The organism is Bradyrhizobium sp. F1.13.3, assembly GCF_040548265.1.
Lineage (GTDB): Bacteria > Pseudomonadota > Alphaproteobacteria > Rhizobiales > Xanthobacteraceae > Bradyrhizobium.
The window spans coordinates 140,514-160,874 of the sequence record NZ_JBEPRI010000016.1 but is presented as its reverse complement, the minus strand read 5'-3'; the positions used below and the strand labels follow the sequence as shown (position 1 = coordinate 160,874).

The window sequence follows — 20,361 nt, the reverse complement described above, 5'->3', positions numbered from 1 at the left end:
ATGCGGCTTGGCGTGTTAGAATTTGTTAGGAGTTGCGAGCGGATATCCTCGCAGTATCCCATTGAAGATACTCTCAATTCAGCGCCGTAAGGAGCTCCCTGGCGGCGACGAGATCACGAGTCTGGAGGCCCTCCTGGTACCGCGAGACGAGGGGGGCGAGCAGGGCGCGTGCATCTCCGGCCTTTCCGGCCTGGCGCCAGACCCGGCCGAGACTGATTGCCCCCCGCAGCTCCCAGCCGAGCGCGCATTGGCGGCGTGACAGATCGAGCGAGTCCCGGAAACAGCTTTCGGCCTCCGCGGCATTGCCCGACCGGGCGAGGATGTCGCCCTTGACCCTGAGCATCTCGGGCATGTCGAAGGATTCGCCATGAGCGGGGATCTCCGCGATGGCACCATTGATGGTCTGCAAGGCTTCGTCGGCCAGGTTCTGCGCCACGAGTCCCTCCGCGAGCGCGGTCGCAAACACCGTCGTCATGATCCGGTGTCGCGTCGCGTACAGCGTGGCCTGGCTGCGGCGGAGGTGCTCGATGCCGGCGGCGACGTCGCCGCGGCGAAGCAGCAGCTCACCCTTCTGGCCGATGCCGACCGCGTGATAGGGCCCGAGGAAGTGCCGCGCGGAATGATCGATCAGCCGCTCGATCAGGATTTCCGCATTGGCCAAGTCGCCGACCCAGAGGAACACGTAGATGGTCCAGATCAAGGAAATACCGAGAGTGAGCGGTTGCTCGAGCAGCTCGGCTTCGCGAACGGTGTATCTGGACGCCTCGATCGCACGATCGGGCCGGCCGGTGAGCCAAAGACCGCGTGCCAGCGCCACCAGTGCGACGATGCGGTCGTCATAGCCGAGATGCCCGATATTCAGCCACTGCGAGCCGGGATTATGCAACATCGCGCTCTCGCAGAGCTGCACCGCCTTCTCCTGGTTGCTGGTCAAATGATGAGCGACGCCCAGCATCCACTCGACGTTCAACGTGCTGGCGGGATCGTTCAGCTTCCGCGCGACGCTCTCGCCCTGTTCGCCGGTTCCGAGTGCTCCGTGAAAATCTCCGACCCTGGTGAGGTAGATGTGCAATCCGCGCAGCAGCCAGAGCTGCCAGTGCAGATCCTGGAGCTCCTGGGCAAGCTGGAGACTGCGCGTGAATGCCGAGCGGACCGCTTCGGTATTGCCCTGCGTGAACATCGCGGAGACGCCGAGTGCGGCCTGCAAGATCATTTCATTGCGGCCATCCACCGCGCTCGCATCGAGGGACGCCAGCGCCTGCTGGGTCCAGCGGTAGCATTCCGTCAGCAATGTCAGCTCGAGAAAGAATTGCGCCGCTGACGCCGCCAGATCCACGCCGATCGTTCGGTCCCCGCCGTCTGAAAAGCTCCAGGTCAGCGCGGCCCGAACATTGGGCAGGTGGTCGGCATAGGGAAGGAAGCCGCCGGCGCTCTGCATACCCGTGGATTGGAGCGCGATGTCGCGCAGGAAATCGCGAAAATATTCGGCGTGGGCGCGTGCGACGCGGTCAGCTTCGCCGTTCTCGACGAGCTTCTCCGCGACGAAGGCACGCGTCGTATCCAGCAGGCGATAGCGCAGCCGCCGCTCCGCAGGCGAGGTCGCGATCAGCGATTTGGAAAGCAGATTGGAGATCGCCTCGGCGGCTTCTGCCTCGCCGATGCCCTGACAGGACGAGACCGCAAGCGCGGCTTCCAGCGTGAACGGCCCGACGAACGCCGACAATCCGCGCAGCGTTGCGCTTTCGGTCGCCGGCAGCAAATCATAGCTCCAGGCGAGCGCCGCACTCAGGGTGTGGTGCCGCGGGACAGCGGTGCGCCGCCCGCGCCAGAGCAGTGAGAAACGGCTGTCGAGCAGCGAGGCGGTCCCGGCAATGCCGTAGGCGTTCACACGCCCGGCCGCGAGCTCGATCGCGAGCGCGATGCCGTCCAGCCGACGGCAGATATCGGCCACGAGCGGCGCATCCTCTTCGCTGAGCTCGAATTCGCTCAGGCTCTCTGCAATGCGTTCCACGAAGAGCTGAGTTGCGGGATAGGCAAGGATGTCGGCGATGCCGAGTCCGTCGCGCTGCGGCGGGCAATCCAGTGGAAACAGCCGATGGACACGCTCACCCTCGGCGCGGAAGGATTCGCGGCTGGTGGCGAGAATATGCAGCCCGCCTGCTTCCCGGACGATACGCTCCGCCAGAGGGGCGAGATCGTCGAGGATGTGCTCGCAATTGTCGAAGACCAGCAGGATCCGCCGGTTGCGCAGGAACGTCAGCAACCCCGGCATCGGGTCGTCGGAATTGACTGTCAGGCCCAGCGCGGCCGCAATCGTTCCCGCAACGAGCCGGGTCTCCCTGAGTGCGCCGAAATCGACAAAACACACCTGGCCGTCGAAAGCCTGGAGCTCGCCATGGGCCACCGCCAGTGCGACCGACGTCTTGCCGATCCCGCCGGGGCCGACGATCGAGACGAAGCGATGCAGGGCAAGCTCGGCGGAGATTCTCTCGACCGCATCGTCCCGCCCGATCATCTTAGAAAGCGGCGGGGGCAGCGAGCGCGGCGAAGCAACGGGCTGGCTGGTCCGGTTCTCCGAAGGGGCAGCCCGGAGCAGCGCGGCGGTGAAGCAATAACCCCGCCCGGGGACGTTGACGACGTAGCGGGAGCCTTCGCCCGGATCGCCCAAGGCCTTGCGCAGTGTCGTGATGTGAAAGCGCAGGCTGCCTTCGTCCACATTCACGTCGGCCCAGACCCGCCGGATCAACTCACGCTTGTCCACGACCTCGCCGGCGCGCTCGGCGAGAAAAACGAGAATGTCGAGCGCACGGCCGCCGAGGTGAACCGGGGCGCCGTCCTTCTCGAGCAGCCGCGCCTTTGCGAACAGCCGGAATGGCCCGAAAGCAATGGCCGAATCCTGGTCGTTAGTGTCCGGCACGGGCCAATCATTCCAGTGAAAGAGCTGAACTCTGCACTTTGATCTACCAGAAGGGAACCCTGAGTAAACTGGTCGAAAGTGGCGAAATCGCGTGGAGGGTGCCGGCAACTGGCCGCTCGCGCGCGACGATCCGTCGCAAATTGTACTCAAACGCGAGCATCTTGCGAAGCGATCGGGACAACCCCGGCAGCGTGGCTGACCGCCCGCTCACACTTCGGAGTCCGGTCGTCGTACCCTCATCATAACAGAATCTTGCAACGTCTAACGAGCAATGCGCGCGAACTGCATCCAGTATCCGTTCCGAGTTTGACGCTAATTTCAACGGGGAGGCTACGATGTCCGGTATCAATGCTCGGCCGAATGACGACGTCATTCGATCTCAATTTGTGGCCAGTCTTGACGATCAGTCGCGTGACTGGGAGCTGGTGCTGCGGGAATCCCACCATCGGATGAAGAACACGCTGACGATACTGGGTGCGTCAGTCCGCCGCGATTTCACCAGGACAGGCACCAGAGACGTGTCTCTTGCCGCGGACCGGCTCGAGCGGCGCATCGTCGCCTTCGGCAGGCTCTATCAACTGTTATCCGACAATGACGACCATACGGCGATCCCGGTGGCGGCCTTCTTCGAAAACCTGTGTGGAGCGATTTCCGAGGCGGTGCTGGAGCCGGCGGGCATCCGCTGCGAGGCTGCGATCGAAAGCGGCACGCTGCCGGCGTCGCAATGCCACCGGCTTGCGCTGATGCTGACGGAGCTGGTGACGAATGCGGCCAAGCACGCCTTCCCGAACAGGAATGATGCAATGATCCGCATCGAGATGGCCAACCGCGACGGCGCCTGGTTCTGCACGGTAACAGACAACGGGATCGGCGCGACCGGCCCGCTTCAGGGCACCGGCAGCCGGATTCTCGAAGGACTCGCACGCAGCATTCACGCCCGGCTGCAGGGCGAGGCGGGAGAAGACGGCACACGTGTAACGATCGTGATGCCGATCGCAGCTGTTTGAAGCTCGTCTTGAATCCAACCCAGGGAGTTCGACATGGCCACTACAGAAATCGACCGCGACGCCTCGGCCAAGCTTTCCAACAAGTCTACCGATAAATTTGCGAACAAGCCTTCGACATCGCGTGGCGTTGATCAGAGGCTCGAGGTGATCGTGATCCCCGTGTCCGACGTCGATCGCGCCAAGGCCTTCTACGCGCGTCTCGGTTGGCGACTGGACGCCGATTTTGCCTCTGGCGATGACTGGCGCGTAATCCAGTTCACGCCGCCGGGCTCGGCCTGCTCGGTGATCTTCGGCAGGAACGTGACCGCGGCAGCGCCGGGCTCGGCGCGAGGCTTGTACCTGATCGTCTCCGATCTGGAGGCGGCGCGAACGGATCTGATCGACCGCGGCATCGAGGTCAGCGCTCCATTCCACGGTGCCGGCGATGTTCACGCCGGGACCGACGAGCCTTATCTCTCCGGCAGCGTTCGGGTGAGCGGTGCTGACCCGAAGCGCGGCAGCTACGGCTCATATGCCTCGTTCAGCGATCCTGACGGCAATGGCTGGCTGTTCCAGGAGGTCACGTCGCGATTGCCGGGACGGATCGCGGGCGACGATACGACATTCGCTTCGCAGGCTGCGCTGGCCGCAGCACTGCGCCGCGCGGCGGTGGCACATGGCGAGCACGAGAAGCGGACCGGCGGGCACGATGAGAACTGGGCCGATTGGTACGCCGATTACATTGTCCGCGAGCAGGCGGGCCAGCCGCTGCCATCCTGAGCTGGACAGCACGGATTCTTCGACTGATGCAAGCCGACACGGCGCGCGATGACTGAGCTCATCGCGCGCCGTGTTGTTTTGGCGGCGCGCATCGCGGCTCGCAACGGCTAACGCGGTCTAACAACCCATAACGAGCAAATTGCCAGGGCCTGCGCCAATCTCTCTGCATGACGAACCGAGGCGTTGATGTCGAATTCGGTCAGCGTCACCGACCAAAGCCAGGGAGATCGAACATGACCACGCAAGCACGTACCGACATTCTCAATCCAGACCGCCGTCAACTGTTGACCCAGGCCGCGATGACCGCGGTCGCCGCAAGCGTATCGAGCCTGCTGCCGCTGCATTCCGCGAAGGCGGGCGTGAGCGGGGCGGTTCGCCCGTTCCACGTCAGCGTGCCCGAGCAGGATCTGCTCGATCTTCGCCGCCGTCTCGCGGCGACGCGCTGGCCGGATCGTGAGATCGTTGCCGATCAATCGCAAGGCGTGCAGCTGACGACAGTGCAGCAGCTCGTGCGTTACTGGCAGAACGACTACGACTGGCGCAAGATGGAGGCGCGGCTGAATGCCTTGCCGCAATTTGTCACCGAGATCGACGGCGTCGACATCCATTTCATTCACGTTCGCTCGCGTCACGAAAACGCACTGCCGATGATCGTCACGCATGGCTGGCCCGGTTCGATCATCGAACAGATGAAGATCATCGGCCCGCTCACCGACCCCACCGCACACGGCGCGACGGCGACGGACGCCTTCGATCTCGTGATCCCCTCGTTGCCCGGTCACGGTTTTTCGGGCAAGCCGACGGAATTGGGTTGGGATCCCCAGCGCGTCGCGCGCGCCTGGATCGTGCTGATGAAGCGGCTCGGCTATAGCCGCTATGTCGCGCAAGGCGGCGATTGGGGCAATGCCGTGACGGAGCAGATGGCGGTGATCGCGCCGCCGGAGCTGCTCGGCATCCACACCAACATGCCCGCGACCGTTCCTGACGACATCGCCAAGGCGCTTCAGCCCGGCGGATCGCGGCCGTCGAACCTCTCGGCCGACGAGCGCCATGCTTACGATCAGCTCGATGACTTCTACAAGCACGGTCTCGGCTACGCGATCGAGATGTCCAACCGGCCGCAGACGCTCTATGGCCTGGTGGATTCGCCGGCGGGCCTCGCGTCTTGGATGCTCGACCATGATGCGCGCAGCACCGCGATGATCGCTCGGGTGTTCGACGGCAAGACGGAAGGGCTGTCGCGGGACGACGTGATCGACAACATCACCCTCTATTGGCTCACCAACACCGCGGTGTCGTCGGCGCGACTGTACTGGGAGAACAAGCTGGTGTTCTTCGAGCCCAAGCACATCAAGATCCCGGTCGCCGTCAGCGTCTTCCCGGACGAGATCTACGCCGCGCCGCGCAGCTGGACCGAGAAGGCCTATCCGAAGCTGATGCACTACAACCGTCTGGACAAGGGCGGCCATTTCGCAGCCTGGGAGCAGCCTGCGTTGTTCTGTGCGGAAATGCGCACCGCTTTTCGACCGCTGCGTCAGTCGATCTGAGACCTGCGAGGACGCGCATTTCCGCGCGTTCCCTTCTTCCCCCACCAAATAGGAATGCAATCATGAACCGCCCCGAACGCACATTCACGATCGACCAAATCCGCGTGGAACGTCGGCTGCCGTCGTATTGGCGTGTCACCTTCGACATGCCTCCCGTCAATATCTTCGGCCCCAAGCAGCTTCCGCTTCTCGATGACGTCGTCACGGCGATCGAGACCGATCCCGAGGTGAAGGTCGTGGTGTTCGACAGTGCCGTCGAAGGCTTCTTCATCACGCACTACGACTTCCTCGCGCCGCTGGAGGATTCGCTTCGGATCCCGCCCGGGCCGACCGGCCTGCAGGCGCTGCCCGACATGCTGGTGCGTCTCAGCCGCGCGCCGGTCGTCTCGATTGCCTCGATCAGGGGCCGCGCGACCGGCGTCGGCAGCGAACTGGCGCTCGCGAGCGATATGCGCTTTGCCAGCCGCGAAAAGGCGATTCTGTCGCAATGGGAGGTCGGTGCGGGCCTGGTGCCCGGCGGCGGGCCGATGGCGCGGTTGCCGCGCCTGATGGGCCGCGGCCGCGCGCTCGAAGTTCTGCTCGGCGCCGATGACATCCACGGCGATCTCGCCGAGCGTTACGGCTATGTGAACCGGTCGTTGCCGGATGCCGAACTCGACAGCTTCGTCGAGGCGCTGGCCATGCGCATCGCGTCCTTCGACAAGGAGGCGATTGCCGAGACCAAGCGCCTCGTCGACGTCGCAAGCCTGCCGCCGGATATCGAGATCAAGCCGGAATGGGACGCGTTCCTGGCCTCGCTCGGCCGCCCCGCGAGTCAGACCCGCATCAAGGCGCTGATGTCGCGCGGCTTCCACCGCGCTGGTGACGTCGAGAACCGGCTCGGGTTCCACGTCGGACAGATCGGTAGCTAGCTGAACCGCTGCGGCGCTCGGCCGTTTGGGATTGGGGACAGGCGGTCGTGCCAATGTCGCTTTCGTCCGGTACCGAGCGCCGGTGCTGAAAAAATCAACCAGGAGAATTGAGATGATCCGCAAGGCAACAGCAGTCTGGAAGGGCACCGGTCGCGATGGCACCGGTCAACTGTCGAGCGAATCCGGCGTGCTCGCCGCGACGCCTTATTCCTTCAAGACCCGCTTCGAGAACGAGAAGGGGACCAATCCCGAGGAGTTGATCGCGGCGGCCCATGCCGGCTGCTTCACCATGGCGCTGGCCTTCGGCCTGCAGCTCGCCGGCTTCACGCCGGACGAGCTGTCGACGGAAGCCGCGGTCAGCCTCGAGCCCGAAGGCAAAGGCTTCAAGATCAGCAAATCGGCGCTGACCTTGCGTGCCAAGGTGCCGAACCTCGACGACGCCGGTTTCGCCAGGATCGCCGGCGAAGCCGAGAAGAACTGCCCGGTGTCGAAAGTGCTCAACGCCGAGATCACGCTTGACGCCAAGCTGATCTAGGGCGGGCTTAATTTATGTCCATCTGGTTCTGGTTGGGAAAGCTGAGGTCGTCGAAGCTTTGGCCTCCACGAGAGGAACCGGATGGACAAATGCCCGGCTTTCGGCTGGGCCGCCATAAGCATAGGATGCGACGGATGCGGAACGGACAGCCGCATCAATTGGGAGTGGAGATATGACAACGGAACGCGCAATTCTGGCCGGAGGCTGCTTCTGGGGCATGCAGGATCTGATCCGCAAGCAGCCGGGCGTGGTTTCCACCCGCGTCGGCTACACCGGCGGCGCGGTGAAGAATGCCACCTACCGCAATCATGAAGGTCATGCCGAAGCGATCGAGATCACCTTCGATCCCGCCAAGACCAGCTTTCGGACCATGCTGGAGTTCTTCTTCCAGATCCACGATCCGACCACGCTCAACCGCCAGGGCAATGATTTGGGTACGAGCTATCGCTCGGCGATCTTCTATACGAGCGATGAACAGAAGCGGGTCGCAAAGGATACGATTGCAGACGTCGAGGCCTCCGGTCTTTGGCCTGGCAAGGTCGTGACCGAGGTCGCGCCCGCGGGCGAGTTCTGGGAAGCCGAGCCGGAGCATCAGGATTATCTCGAACGTTATCCGGACGGGTACACCTGCCACTTCATCCGCCCCGACTGGAAACTGCCGCGGCGCGGGGCTGCAGCGGCAGGCTAGGCTACTTAGCGCGCGTTCAGGTTCGCAATTGCGCGATCAGGTCGCGTGCGATGCGCATATCGGCGAAGTCTGAGCCCTCGGCAAACGCCCCGGAGACATGATCGAGAACCGCCAGAGCCTCCGCGCTCTGGCCAGCCGCGATCATCAACCGTGCCAGGCTGACCGCGCTTCGCAGCTCCCAGAAACGCGCGCCTTGCTGGCCGGCAATGGCCATGGCCTCGCGAAAACGCGCCTCGGCATCCTCTGAATGCCTGGCGCTCCTGAGCATCAACTCTCCCTTGATGCGGATCAGCTCCGGCAGATACCAGAGCTCCTGCCGGTCGTTGCAGCGGGTCAGGACATCCTCGATCACGTCGAGGCCGCGATCGACCTGGTCGGCCTCTCCGGAACACGCGGCGAGCTCGCCGAGCAGGGGCAGGAAACGCGGCAGGAAGCGCGCATCGCCGGCGCGATTGAGCTCCTCGCGCAGCAGCGGCAGGCCGGTCGTGACGTCCCCGCGCTTGACCATGACTGCGGCGTTGAAGGCGCGTGCCCACAGGCCCCACAGCCGGATCGCGTGGCGTTCGGTGTGTTCGAGCAGCTCGGCGCCGTGACGCTCCGCGGCGTCGAAATCGCCGGACCAGAAGGCGATCGGACAGGCGGCTTGTCCGAGCACGCTGCAGAAGGTCAGCGCGTGGCCATTGGCCCGGCCTTCCTCGATGTTCCTGGCCGTGAGGGCCTGAGCCTGATCGGCCAGGCCCTGAAGCCACAGGATGCGAGCCCGAAAATATTGGGTCGAGATTCTCAGATCGAGCGGGAAGATCTTCGGCTTCTCCGCCAGCACATGCAGCGATGCATTGACCCGGTCGATGCGCAGCCGCGCCTCGTTCTGGTCCCCGAGATAGTGCAGCGCGACGGCCATCAGCCGGTCGCCCAGCATGACATCGGTCTTGTCGGGCGAATTCGCGGCTGCGTTCGCAAAGCGATCGGCGAGGGCACGGGCTTTGCCGAACTGTCCGTTGTTGAACTGGTCGATGCACAAGCCCCAGAGCGCCCGCAGCCTAAAATCCTTGTCCTCGAGCCTGTCAGCAAGCTCCAGGGTGGTCTCGAGGATCGGTCGCGCCTCGCGCGCGCGGCCCTCGCCATACATCAGCGACCATCCGAGCGCCGACAGAAGCTGCATCCGGATGCGGTCGTCGTCGGCGGTATCCCCGAGCGCCGCGAGCGCCGTTCTGCTGCGCTCACGGCATTCCGCGAACAGCGAAAGACGCACCCATAGCGTGACCGCGGCCGCCGTCAGCGCGATACCGAGTGTCGCCTCGCCGTCGGGCCCAAACGCCCAGTCCAACGCCGCACGCACATTGTCCAGCTCCGCGCCATAGATGCTCAGCCATTCCGGCAGCGGCGTCGAAATATCCGCCTCCGCGCGCTCGAACAAATCGCGAAAATGCGCGGCATGACGCCGCGCGAACTGCCTGGCTTCGCCGAGCTCGTTGAGTTTTCCGTATGCATAGGTCCGCGTGGTGTCGAGCAGCCGATAGCGCAGCGTCCGCGAGCCGGACGGCGAAATCAGCGATTTGGTCACCAGGCTGTCGATCGCTTCGAGAGTCTCGGACGCATTGAGGCCGTCACCGGACGCGATCGCCGCAGCCGCCTCCGGCGCGAAAGGCCCGGCAAAGACCGACAGGCGTCGCAGCGTGGCGCTCTCTGCGGCAGGCAGAAGGTCGTAGCTCCAGTCGAGAGCCGCGGCGAGCGTCTGGTGCCGTGGCACGGCGGTGCGCCGGCCGCGCCATTGCAGCGAAAAGCGGCTGTCGAGCAGAGATGCCGTCCCGGCGATGCCGTAAGCATTGACGCGGCCCGCCGCAAGCTCGATCGCCAGCGCGATGCCGTCGAGACGTCGGCAGATGCTCGCGACGAGCGGCGCCTCTTCCGCGCTGAGCTGGAACGGGCCCGAGCTCTGCGCAATGCGCTCCACAAAGAGTTGAGCTGCGGGGTAGGCAAGGACCTCATCGACAGCAAGCCCTTCGCGCTCGGGCGGACAATCCAGCGGGAACAGCCGAAAAATCCGCTCGCCTTCGCTGCGAAACGACTCGCGGCTGGTTGCGAGAACACGAAGCTGCGGCGCCTCGCGAACGATGCGCTCGACGAGCGGCGCCAAATGATCCAGCACATGTTCGCAACTATCGAAGACCAGCAGGGCCGGGCCGGTCTTCAGAAGCGTCAGCAGAGCCGGCGTCGGATCCTCTGCGCTGATGGTCAGTCCGAGCGCCGAAGCAATCGTGGTCGCGATGTGACTGGCATCCCTCAGCGGACCGAAATCGACGAAGAAGACTCGCCCGCCGAAATCCTGGGACCGGCGATGCCCGACGGTGACGGCGACCGAGGTCTTGCCGATGCCGCCCGGGCCGACGACGGTCATGAAGCGATAGAGCGAAAGTCCGTTCGAAATCTTCTCGATGACATCTTCCCGGCCGACCATCCTGGTGAGTTGAGCGGGCAGGGAGCGGGGAGGGGCGGCTTCAGCCGGGAGCGGGGCGGCCGGCGGAGCTGCTTGAGCGAACGAGGCGACAAAACAATAGCCGCGGCCGGGCACGTTGACGACGTAGCGGGCCGACTTGCCGGTGTCGCCGAGCGCCTTGCGCAGCGCCGCGACATGGAAGCGCAGGCTGCCCTCGTCGACATTGACGCCAGCCCAGATGCGCTTGACCAGCTCTCTCTTGTCGACGACTTCTCCGGGGCGTCCGGCAAGGAAGATTAGAATGTCGAGAGCGCGGCCGCCGACGTGAAGCGGCGAGCCCTCCTTCTCCAAGAGTCGGGACTTCGGAAAAAGTCGAAATGGCCCAAAGGAAATGGCCGAGTCTTCGCTACGATCTGGCACGCGCCATCGCCCCCTCGAAGGGAGTCAAAAGGTATTACTTTTTGGTCTACCAGAACGAGGCGTACAGTAAACTGGCCGAAAGCAGTGGGCAGGGTTGGCAGCCCTGCGTGGACGGATGGCTCGCCGAAATAATGCTTGAAAAATAACGTGTTAGGCCGACGTGACGATGCGATGACGCCGGGGTTCATCCGGATGGAGCATTGACTGTGATGCCGGATTGCTGCGATGGCATGGTCCGGGAGCCGGTCCCGCCACCACATTGACTGCCGACTTCCGGAATTTCCAGCATGGCCTCTTTCACGCGGCGACAATTCGTGCACGCGTTGACAAGCGCAGCGGCGCTCGCCGCGCTTCCCCGCAACGGACAAGCCGCCGACTATCCGTCCCGTCCCATTCGCCTGGTGATTCCCTACGGAGCCGGCGGATCGGGTGACCAGATCGCGCGCCCTTGGGTGGACGGGATGCCATCGCTGCTCGGGCCGACCTTCGTCGAATATATCGGCGGCGCGGGCGGCGCCATCGGGACTGCGGCGATCGCGCGCGAAGAGCCCGACGGCTATTCGCTGCTGCTCGGCAACGGCAGCACGCAGGTCATCATTCCCATGACGTCGGCGAATCCCGGATATTCCGTTGGCGATTTCCGCGCCATCTACCGCCTGATCAACAGCGCACTGGTTTTCGCCATCAATCCTTCGGTGCCGGCCGCAAACCTGCGCGAGTTGATCACCTATGCGAAAGCCAATCCGGGAAAGCTGTCCTATGGCACGCCGGGGATCGCCACCGGAAACCATCTGGTCGGCGAAGCCTTCAAGCAGCAGGCCGGGGCGCTGGACATCGTCCACGTGCCCTATCGAGGCATCGCGCAGGCGACCAACGACCTCGTCAGCGGCCAGATATCGCTCGTCATTGCCGTCATGTCCGTTCAATTGCAGCAGCTGGCTCAAGCCGGGAAAGTCAGGCTGCTTGCGGTCACCACCGAAACGCGGCTGAGCGGCGCGCCGGAGATCCCGACCGCCGTCGAATCCGGCATGCCCGGCATCCGATATGAGGGATGGTTCGGTCTGTTCGCACCCAAGGACACCGACGATGCGATCATCGATCGGGTCGCGCAGGCGACGCGGCTCGCCATGGCCGATACGGCGCTTCTGGCGAGCTATCGCGCCCAGGGCATGGAGCCGGACAACGATTCAGGCCCGGACAAATTCCAGCGCATCGTCGAGGCCACATCCGCAAGCCTCGCGCCCCTGATCAAATCGATCGGACTGAGCAATTTGTGAGGCCGCTCAGCCGTCGGCGCGCGTAACGATGCGCGCCGACAGCGTGACGAGGCCCATCAGCACAGCCAGGAGCCAGAACGCCATCGGCAATCCACCAAGACGTGCGACGAAGCCGACACCGGCGGGGCCGACGAGAACGCCGGCGTAGCCGGCGGTCGTGATCGCCGCGACGGCGAGCCCCATGGGCATCACCGTCTGCCTCGCCGCCCGCCGGAACAGCACCGGCACGAGGTTCGATGCACCGAGGCCGATCAGCAAAAAGCCGGCCACGGCGACCGCCACGACGGGAGCGGTGAGCAGAACCACGAAACCTGCGATCGCAATCAGGCTGCCCCAGAACAATGTCGTGCGGTCTCCGATGCGTGCGACGACGGCGTCGCCGCCGAGCCGCCCGATCGTCATCGCGACCGAGAACACGATGTAGCCGATCCCGCCTTGCGCTTCGGAAACGAGACCCGCGCCGATGACGAGCAACGCGCCCCAATCGAGCATCGCGCCTTCGACGAGGAAGGTGATGGCGCAAAGCAGCGCGAGCAGGAGCACGGCGCCATGCGGCAACACGAACAACGGCCCCTCCTGCACCTGCACGGAGCGAAGCAGCCGCGGCCAGGCCGCCAGCGTCGCGATCAGCATCAGGACGGAGCAGATCAGTGTGCAGGCGAGCGCACCGAGTTGCAGCGAGAGCAGTGCGGTCATGAGCGCGGCCCCGGCGAAGCCGCCGATGCTGAACAGCGCGTGGAAGCCGGACATCAGCGGACGTCCCGCGGCGCGCTCCACCTCAACCGCGTGGATGTTCATGGCGACGTCGATGGAGCCAAGCGCGGCGCCAAATGCGAGCAGTGCCAGCGCCAGCGTCATGGGCGAGCTCGCGATTGTCAGCAGAGGCAGGACCAGGGCAAGACCGAGCCCGCCCGCAATGATGATCGGCTTGCTGCCATAGCGCGCGCTCAGCACGCCGGTCAGAACCATCGCGACGACCGAGCCGATGCCGAGGCTGAGCAGGAGCAGTCCGAGGATGCCGTCGTCGACGGCGAGCCGCGCCTTCGCGAACGGCACCAGCGGTGCCCAGCACGCGATGCCGAAGCCCGCGACGAGGAAGGCAAGCCTGGTCGCAAGGCGTGTCGCCGGCTTGTCGGCAGAAGACATGGGAACTCCGGGAGGGGGAATCAGGGGCAGGGGCAATCGACAAGCCGCGCAATTGTCGCGTCTTTATGTCCGCGGCAGACTCGGATTGTCGCAGGCGGCCCGTGGGTGGCCGCAAGCGGACACACAGGCCTTTTGGCTCGTCACCGGCATCTCGGCGGCGCCGGTGGGCTGCGCCGTCAGACGAAACACCCTGACAGCCCGACCTGCGCCGGTGTCAAGCCGTGCGCGCAAAAATATTCCACTTTACCGAAATTCGGAAATGGCGTATGTGTCGCCTATCCCGGCTCATCCTTGAGGGGCGATCTCGTTGTCGTCTTGATTGCGAGCCGGGCTTGCGGTGGACGCGGCAGCGTCGGCATGAGAGGTGCGGGCAGGGCGGGTAGTCCCTGTGAGCCCGTGGCCACGTGCGGACGAGCGGCGCTGTGAAGTTCGTCTCGTCGGTATTTCGATGGCTACGTGCACGATGCCGTCGAACCCTGCGGCGAAATGGCGAATGCGCGTACGGCAAAACCGTGTGGTCCTGTCGTCCAGCGGTTTCTTCAGGCTGTTGAGGACGTCGTAAACACCTGAAACAAAGGCATTATCCGGGTTCTTCCCAAAGAACGGAAGGCGCGGCCGAAACTGCTAGGCCCTATTAGGCCCTAGTCTCACACCCTGCCGTTTGGGCGGGAATTCGACTGCGGACGGCGAGGTTTGCGCTGGCCCGGACCGCGTCCGATAGATCGCCTGTTCGCGGCGCGGGCCTGCTGGATGCGGTGGCCGGGCTTGCTTGTGTCCTGTGGCCCTGCGCTGGCGGGCTTCTGTACGGGCCCCCGGGCCTCCGGTGAGGCGGCCAGGCTCCTGTGCTGGCCGAATGAACGGAGTATTTTTTCTGCTCTGTGGTGCGCTGGCGCGGGGTGGCCCGTGTCGGGGAACCGGGGACTGGTCCCAAAGCGCTGGAGGACCATCGTAGATCGCGGTGGCCCCTTGCGCCAAAAACCCCTATGCGAAACACTGTTCCGCGCAAGCGCCCATGAGAAAATTTTGCGATCCATTGGGGAGTGTTCAACGTGAACCGATCAACCGGACTATGCGCTCTTTTGTTTTGCAGCGGCCTCCTAACTTCGCAGGCAGAAGCTTTCGATTTGAACGGAGCTTGGGCGACGGGCACCGACCAGTGCAAACAAGTCTTTGTCAAGAAGGGCGATAAAATCAGCTTTGCTCAATTTTCCGAAGAGTTCGGCGGCGGCTTTATCGCAGATGGAAATGACGTCAGAAGCAAAACCGTCCGATGCACCATCATGTCGAGGAAAGAGACAGGCAACACTATCGATTTTCGCGCCGCGTGTGCCTCGGAAATCATGGCGACAAGCGTTAATCTGCGGCTGACAATCCTCGATCCCGACAGCGTATCCCGCATTTTCCCGGATCCGGCTTTTGCAGGAATGGAGCTTACCTTTAACCGTTGCTCGATGTAATTGCTCTCTCAACTGGGGATCGGTCCCCATCGCTTACGAGCCTTGGCGCAGTCGCTGTCGTAGGTCGAGGTCAAGTTGATGTAGTGCGATAGCACCGCCTATGCGCTCGCGCGGCTTACCCGGTGTCCTGTGGCCCTGCGCTAGCGGCGCGCTGTTGGGCCTCCGCTGCGGCCTCGACGCTGGCGCGATGGGTGGCGCGCTCGACGCTGGCGTGGCAGCTTCTCATCTTCGCGGACGGCAGGGAGATAATCATGCCTGATAGCTATCGCGCCACCGAACATCTCCGCGATGGGCGTCCGATTGAAATCCGGGCGCTTCGGCCAGATGACGAGGACGACCTACTCGCGGCAATCGGGCGCACGAGCACGGAGGCGCTACGGCGGCGTTTCTTCGTGGCGAAGCGCGGCTTCTCGCAGACGGAAATCGATTTCTTTATGAGGATCGACTTCCGCAATCACGTCGCCCTGATTGCGCTGGCTGACGAGGATGGCCGTCCCACCATCGTCGGCGGTGGGCGCTACATCGTTGTTGAACCCGGCAGTGCCGAGGTGGCTTTCATGGTCATGGACGGCTATCAGGGGCAAGGCATCGGGTCGCATCTGATGCGGCATCTGGCGGGCATTGCGCGCGACGCGGGGTTGACGGAATTGATCGCGGAAGTGCTGCCGGAGAACACCGCCATGCGGAGGGTGTTTAGCAAGTTCGGTTTCCAGCCTGCGCCCAGCCGGGAGCCGCAGGTCATTCACCTTGTGATGCAGCTCATTTGACAACGGCCCGTGGTACGGGCTGACGCCTGCCCGTCGCTCCCGGTCGCCTGTCCGTGGTCGTGATGGTGGCGCGCTCGTCGTGGTGATGCCGCGATGACCTGATGCCGTCCGCTGTCGGTGCTGGTGCCTGCCGTCCGGTCGCCTGTCGTGGTGACGATGGCGCGGTGATGGTGCGAGCTGGTGGCCGATGCGGCCTGTCTGCCGCCGTGCTGCTAAACCTGCCGGATTTGAATTGCCGTCAGGTTTAGCTGCCGCTGCCGGTCGCGAGCGCTGGCGATGGTGACGCGGTGGCGCGATGCCTTCCCCGTCCTGTCGGAGGCGCGATCTTCTCAGAACGGGACTTGCGCAGTATCATTTGGAGTGAAATTATTAACGTTCATCCAGTGCGGGCAGAGGGCGAAGGAGAGCCAATGCGCTATTACCCCGGCAAGGCCCTCGAAGAGAGCCACCGCAGCACACTCGACGAGCATCCGTACGCAAAACGAGCCGTGCAGGAGCAGATAAAACGTTCACGCGCTCAGATCGCCGCATCTGAAGAACTTCTGCGCCGCGCAGCGGTCGGTACCTCCGGACCTGCTGCGATACCTACGGCGGCAGATTGCCAAGAATTCGCTGCTGCGTTCAGAGGGAGGGCCGCTGAACCCGGCACATCCGAGCGGACAGTGAGCGTCTTGAGGAATATATCTCGCACTTTCAGCGGTCTCGCGAGCCAGCTTGCAATACTGGAGGCTGCGGATAAGGCAGACCGCAGCGCCTCAATTTAAAGCACGCTATTGCATGTTTTGATCAAACCGTTTCCCGTCGCCTCCTACTAAGGGGAATGGACGATCCTGACGACCGCCCTCCGGGCAAAGACGCGCCGGAGCGGAAACAATCACGGATACAGCAGGCGCGACAGCTAGTCGCCGAACACATTGACGACCTGCGCGCCCTCCTCGAAAAGCTCCGGCGCAAGATGAACTAACGTCGTTTTTGACGCTGGATACGATAGGAGCTTGGCCGCTGTCTGCTGGCCCGGCTCTGGCGGCGCGCCGTACGGCCTTCCTTGCGGCCCGCCCTGAGGCGGACCGTTGTCGTGTAGAGCCGGGCGACCGACTACTTCGCGGTGCTGGTAGTGGTGGTGCCATCGCGCGCGTCCCGTCGTTCGTTTCGCCCCGTGCGCCGCTCCTGACGCCGCTCTGTGCGTCCCGTGCGTCGTTCCTGACGGCGTTCCGCTCGGCCACTTCGTCTATCCTGTCGCCGCTCGGTGCCGGATTTCGGCGTATCTGCTGGTGGCGTCGTTGGTGTGGTGGGCGTTTCGGTGGCTTGGGCTTCCGCCTCCGACGCGGTCAGAACCGCCGACGAGGCGACCACTCCAAATGCAGCCGCGCATCCAAGGAAAGCGAGTGCACTGCGACGACAGACTTGCTTGTCTTCCGAACCTTCATCCATTTTCGTGTCCCGGCTTCGCGCCCCGAGAGCATCTCACCCAACGCAGGTAGACAGGCTGTTGATGTAAATCAACCGGGCCACGGGCTTGGCAAACACCTCATGAGCCAGCCGGTGAGAGACGACATCATCATGCACAGCGATCTGAAGACACCAAAGTCGGCTGCCGTAGCAGGGATTATGTTCTCCCTGCTCATGTTCACGATCTTTGGGCTGCTTCGACGTTCCATTCCGACTGACCCTTTGGAGCCCGGTGCATGGTTAGCCGCCGATACGAACTCAATTGAACTTGCGTTGAACTTAGTTCCTTTCGCCGGGATCGCCTTCTTGTGGTTCGTTGGGGTGCTGCGTGATCGTCTTGGTCATCAGGAGGATCGATTCTTTGCCACGGTGTTTATCGGAAGCGCCATGCTGTTTCTGGTTATGCTGTTTACCGCAGCTGCTGTGATAGGCGCAGTCATGCTTTTGGCTTCCAAGACCGAACCGAATGAATTGATAAGTTCCGGCATATTTCGATATGCCCGCTCAGCCGCATTCATCGTCAACAATGTGTATGCTACCAAGATGGCTGCGGTCTTCATGGTCTCAACGTCAACTATTGTAATCTATACAAGCATCGCCCCGCGTTGGATTGCTTATATCGGCTACCTGTTTGCGTTATTGCTACTTATCGGGAGTTACTACATTGCGTGGAGCTTCGTGATATTGCCCGCATGGGTCTTTCTGATCAGTGCGCATATCTTGGTCGACAATTTACGGAAGCATGGAGATGACATCGGCGCGCGATGACGAGATGCCGTCCGCTGTCGATGATCGTGCTGCCGTCCCTTCGCCTGCCGGGGTGACGATGAGGCGGTGATGGTACTAGCCGTTGCCCCGTCCCGCGGCTGGCCGCTGCTGCCGGGCGCGAGCGCTGACGAGGTGACGCGCTGGCGGTGCGCGCCCGTGCCCCCCTAACCGCGCGTCGCAGTGCGCGGGTTCGATTGATCCACGTCAAGCTCACGCGTGGAGTGAGCCGCAATCTCGCGGGCAGGGCTCAATGAATTCATGGAAGGGTTCCATCATGCTCCGCTATATTCTCGCTCCTCTTGCCGCTTTCGTTTTGCTCATCGTCTGCTTGATCCCCGATGATGCCGAGGCTCGGCGCGGCGGAGGTGCCTATCGGGGTGGCGGCGGTTATCGCGGCGGTGCGGTCGCAGTTCGAGGACCGCGGGGCGGCGGCGCTGTCGCAGTGCGCGGCGCAGGCTACCGTGGCTACGGCTATCGTGGCGGCTATCGCGGCTACGGCTATCGGGGCTACGGTGTGGGAGCGGCAGCGGTCGGCGCGGCTGCCATTGGCACTGCTGCGTACCGCCGCAGTTGCTACGATGCTTACGGAAACTATATTTGCGCCTATTAATCCGTGGCGACGCGGATAGCGCGGCTTGGCCCTGTGTGCGCGCAAGCGCTGGCGGTGACTGTCCCCCGATGGCGACCCTGCGCCATCGGACTGCAGGTACTGTGGGGAGCACGGCAACTTGCGGGGACCGCGCGACCCCGACCCTTCAGGAAATCTGCTGCGAGAACATCAGTGGTTGCAGTTACAGGGAAGGCGACGCGCGTGCTTTACCGCTGCGGCCCGATGCCGAGCGAGTACCGGAGGGCAACGAGATCCCCAAAAACACACGCCTGGTGTCGTCAAGCCGTTAAGGTGACTTCCGTCTACCTTTTGCGATGAAGGCGGAACGTATGATCTTCAAAAACTTGCGGTTCAGGGCACGTGCCCGCGTCAACATAGCCATAATGACCTTTGCAATGGTCGTTGCTGCGGTATGGGCTGTCGCATACTTCCTGCAAACTGCCCCGCGACGTCACATCGTTCTGGCTTCGGGATTGGAAGATGGCCTGCTCCACCGGTACGCGAAGCGATATGTCGAAATCCTCGCTCGATCCGGGGTCACGGTAGAGGAACGAATTACCAACGGTCCCGGGGACAATCTACGGCTACTGCAAGATCCACAGTCGGGTGTTGACATCGGCTTCACGCAGGGCGGTATCGCAACTCTTCCGGAAGCCAAAAACGTAATCATGCTCGCGAGCCTCTACTACGTACCAATGTGGATTTTCCACCGCAGTACGGACGTGCTTACCCATGTTAACGAGCTGCGCAACCACCGGGTTGCCGTTGGTGTGAGCGGTAGCGGCGCTCGTTCATTGGGGGAACACGTATTCGCGCTTAACGGTCTCACGATCAACAATATGTCGATGCAGCCGCTGAGCAACAATGCCGCACTGCTCGCACTGCAGTCGGGCGAGGTCGACGCCGCTATCTTTGTCGATGGAGCGGAAAACCACGCCGTCTGGACAGCGCTTCACGATCCAACTCTGAAGCTGCTAAGCTACAGCAAGGCTGAAGCCTACCATCGACGGCTCAGTTTCATCAGCAAACTGACATTGCCACCCGGCGTGGTCGACTTGGCGAACAACATTCCGGAGCGAGAGGTCGATCTTATTGGCACCAAAGCGATGCTTGCAGCCCGTGACGGTCTCCACCCCGCGCTGATCCACCTGCTGGTAGACGCCGCAGGTGAAATTCACGGCAAACAAGGGCTTTTCGAGCAGGCCGGAGAGTTTCCGGGAACGACCCAGGTCGATCTGCGCGTCTCGACCGATGCCGACCAGCACAAGCGCTTCGGGCGGAGCTTCCTCTATCAATATCTTCCTTTCTGGGTCGCGACATTGGCCGAGCGCGCGATCATTATACTGCTCCCTCTGGCTGCCGTTCTGCTTCCGCTCTTCCATTATTTTCCACAGTTGCGCCGTTGGCATGTTCGGTCACGGGTCTATCGATGGTATGGCGAGCTAGCTCTGCTTGAGCAAGATGTTGCCGCGCGAACGGGCACTTTGCCGACGGAGAAGTGGCTGGCTGACTTAGAACGCATTGAGCGAGCGGTGGCCCGAATACACACACCGGCTGGGTTCGCGAGTGAGGCTTATACGTTACGCGAGCACATTGGCCTAGTGCGTCGCGCCATCATCGCCCGGAACCATTTGCCACCGATCATGTCTGGTTAGGAAATGGGAAC

15 protein-coding genes are annotated in these 20,361 nt (G+C 63.1%); 12 read left to right on the top strand and 3 right to left on the bottom strand.

The window, feature by feature from the left end; translation table 11 throughout:
• Positions 1–73 precede the first annotated feature (73 nt).
• Positions 74–2,917 carry an ATP-binding protein gene (locus ABIB66_RS33825; RefSeq protein ID WP_354257637.1) on the bottom strand — a complete coding sequence of 948 codons (2,844 nt, stop codon included), beginning with the start codon at positions 2,915–2,917 and terminating at the stop codon, positions 74–76.
• Between the two features lie 335 nt (positions 2,918–3,252).
• On the opposite strand from ABIB66_RS33825, the gene ABIB66_RS33820 reads away from it, so the two are divergent.
• From ABIB66_RS33820 to msrA, 6 genes are all read left to right on the top strand, one after another.
• Positions 3,253–3,924, top strand: coding sequence for a sensor histidine kinase (locus ABIB66_RS33820; protein ID WP_354210566.1), 672 nt, complete (start codon positions 3,253–3,255; stop codon positions 3,922–3,924).
• Between the two features lie 33 nt (positions 3,925–3,957).
• On the top strand, positions 3,958–4,683 hold the full coding sequence (locus tag ABIB66_RS33815; RefSeq protein WP_354210567.1) for a VOC family protein: 726 nt from the start codon (positions 3,958–3,960) through the stop codon (positions 4,681–4,683).
• A 233-nt stretch (positions 4,684–4,916) separates the two neighbouring features.
• Positions 4,917–6,230, top strand: a complete 1,314-nt coding sequence (locus tag ABIB66_RS33810) for an epoxide hydrolase family protein (RefSeq protein WP_354210568.1) — start codon at positions 4,917–4,919, stop codon at positions 6,228–6,230.
• Between the two features lie 62 nt (positions 6,231–6,292).
• Positions 6,293–7,141 (top strand): enoyl-CoA hydratase/isomerase family protein, encoded by an 849-nt coding sequence (locus tag ABIB66_RS33805; RefSeq protein ID WP_354210569.1) that lies wholly within the window; start codon positions 6,293–6,295, stop codon positions 7,139–7,141.
• 112 nt (positions 7,142–7,253) lie between these two features.
• Positions 7,254–7,676, top strand: a complete 423-nt coding sequence (locus tag ABIB66_RS33800) for an OsmC family protein (protein WP_275173283.1) — start codon at positions 7,254–7,256, stop codon at positions 7,674–7,676.
• A gap of 172 nt (positions 7,677–7,848) precedes the next feature.
• Positions 7,849–8,364 carry a peptide-methionine (S)-S-oxide reductase MsrA gene (gene msrA / locus ABIB66_RS33795; RefSeq protein WP_354210570.1) on the top strand — a complete coding sequence of 172 codons (516 nt, stop codon included), beginning with the start codon at positions 7,849–7,851 and terminating at the stop codon, positions 8,362–8,364.
• A gap of 16 nt (positions 8,365–8,380) precedes the next feature.
• On the opposite strand, the gene ABIB66_RS33790 is transcribed toward msrA, so the two are convergent.
• Positions 8,381–11,221 (bottom strand): ATP-binding protein, encoded by a 2,841-nt coding sequence (locus ABIB66_RS33790; protein ID WP_354210571.1) that lies wholly within the window; start codon positions 11,219–11,221, stop codon positions 8,381–8,383.
• Between the two features lie 287 nt (positions 11,222–11,508).
• Here ABIB66_RS33790 and ABIB66_RS33785 point away from each other — a divergent pair, with 287 nt between their 5' ends.
• Positions 11,509–12,498, top strand: a complete 990-nt coding sequence (locus ABIB66_RS33785; protein ID WP_354210572.1) for a Bug family tripartite tricarboxylate transporter substrate binding protein — start codon at positions 11,509–11,511, stop codon at positions 12,496–12,498.
• A 6-nt stretch (positions 12,499–12,504) separates the two neighbouring features.
• On the opposite strand, the gene ABIB66_RS33780 is transcribed toward ABIB66_RS33785, so the two are convergent.
• Positions 12,505–13,644 (bottom strand): MFS transporter, encoded by a 1,140-nt coding sequence (locus tag ABIB66_RS33780; protein ID WP_354210573.1) that lies wholly within the window; start codon positions 13,642–13,644, stop codon positions 12,505–12,507.
• A gap of 1,049 nt (positions 13,645–14,693) precedes the next feature.
• On the opposite strand from ABIB66_RS33780, the gene ABIB66_RS33775 reads away from it, so the two are divergent.
• The 5 genes from ABIB66_RS33775 (at position 14,694) to ABIB66_RS33755 (ending at position 20,350) form a co-directional block, all read left to right on the top strand.
• A complete protein-coding gene (locus ABIB66_RS33775; protein ID WP_354096707.1) occupies positions 14,694–15,101 on the top strand; it encodes a hypothetical protein in 408 nt (135 codons plus the stop codon).
• Between the two features lie 251 nt (positions 15,102–15,352).
• Positions 15,353–15,868 (top strand): GNAT family N-acetyltransferase, encoded by a 516-nt coding sequence (locus tag ABIB66_RS33770; protein ID WP_354257633.1) that lies wholly within the window; start codon positions 15,353–15,355, stop codon positions 15,866–15,868.
• 1,530 nt (positions 15,869–17,398) lie between these two features.
• Entirely contained in the window at positions 17,399–18,085 is a 687-nt protein-coding gene (locus ABIB66_RS33765) for a hypothetical protein (RefSeq protein WP_354257630.1), read from the top strand.
• 274 nt (positions 18,086–18,359) lie between these two features.
• Positions 18,360–18,695, top strand: coding sequence for a hypothetical protein (locus ABIB66_RS33760; RefSeq protein WP_354257627.1), 336 nt, complete (start codon positions 18,360–18,362; stop codon positions 18,693–18,695).
• 329 nt (positions 18,696–19,024) lie between these two features.
• Positions 19,025–20,350, top strand: a complete 1,326-nt coding sequence (locus ABIB66_RS33755; RefSeq protein ID WP_354257624.1) for a TAXI family TRAP transporter solute-binding subunit — start codon at positions 19,025–19,027, stop codon at positions 20,348–20,350.
• Positions 20,351–20,361 lie beyond the last annotated feature (11 nt).

Excerpts from the sequence above, each read along its gene's own strand:
- ABIB66_RS33820 (WP_354210566.1), top strand. The coding sequence starts at position 3,253 with ATGTCCGGTATCAATGCTCGGCCGAATGACGACGTCATTCGATCTCAA.
- ABIB66_RS33815 (WP_354210567.1), top strand. The coding sequence starts at position 3,958 with ATGGCCACTACAGAAATCGACCGCGACGCCTCGGCCAAGCTTTCCAAC.
- ABIB66_RS33810 (WP_354210568.1), top strand. The coding sequence starts at position 4,917 with ATGACCACGCAAGCACGTACCGACATTCTCAATCCAGACCGCCGTCAA.
- ABIB66_RS33805 (WP_354210569.1), top strand. The coding sequence starts at position 6,293 with ATGAACCGCCCCGAACGCACATTCACGATCGACCAAATCCGCGTGGAA.
- ABIB66_RS33800 (WP_275173283.1), top strand. The coding sequence starts at position 7,254 with ATGATCCGCAAGGCAACAGCAGTCTGGAAGGGCACCGGTCGCGATGGC.
- msrA (WP_354210570.1), top strand. The coding sequence starts at position 7,849 with ATGACAACGGAACGCGCAATTCTGGCCGGAGGCTGCTTCTGGGGCATG.
- ABIB66_RS33785 (WP_354210572.1), top strand. The coding sequence starts at position 11,509 with ATGGCCTCTTTCACGCGGCGACAATTCGTGCACGCGTTGACAAGCGCA.
- ABIB66_RS33780 (WP_354210573.1), bottom strand. The coding sequence starts at position 13,644 with ATGTCTTCTGCCGACAAGCCGGCGACACGCCTTGCGACCAGGCTTGCC.
- ABIB66_RS33770 (WP_354257633.1), top strand. The coding sequence starts at position 15,353 with ATGCCTGATAGCTATCGCGCCACCGAACATCTCCGCGATGGGCGTCCG.
- ABIB66_RS33765 (WP_354257630.1), top strand. The coding sequence starts at position 17,399 with ATGAGCCAGCCGGTGAGAGACGACATCATCATGCACAGCGATCTGAAG.
- ABIB66_RS33760 (WP_354257627.1), top strand. The coding sequence starts at position 18,360 with ATGCTCCGCTATATTCTCGCTCCTCTTGCCGCTTTCGTTTTGCTCATC.
- ABIB66_RS33755 (WP_354257624.1), top strand. The coding sequence starts at position 19,025 with ATGATCTTCAAAAACTTGCGGTTCAGGGCACGTGCCCGCGTCAACATA.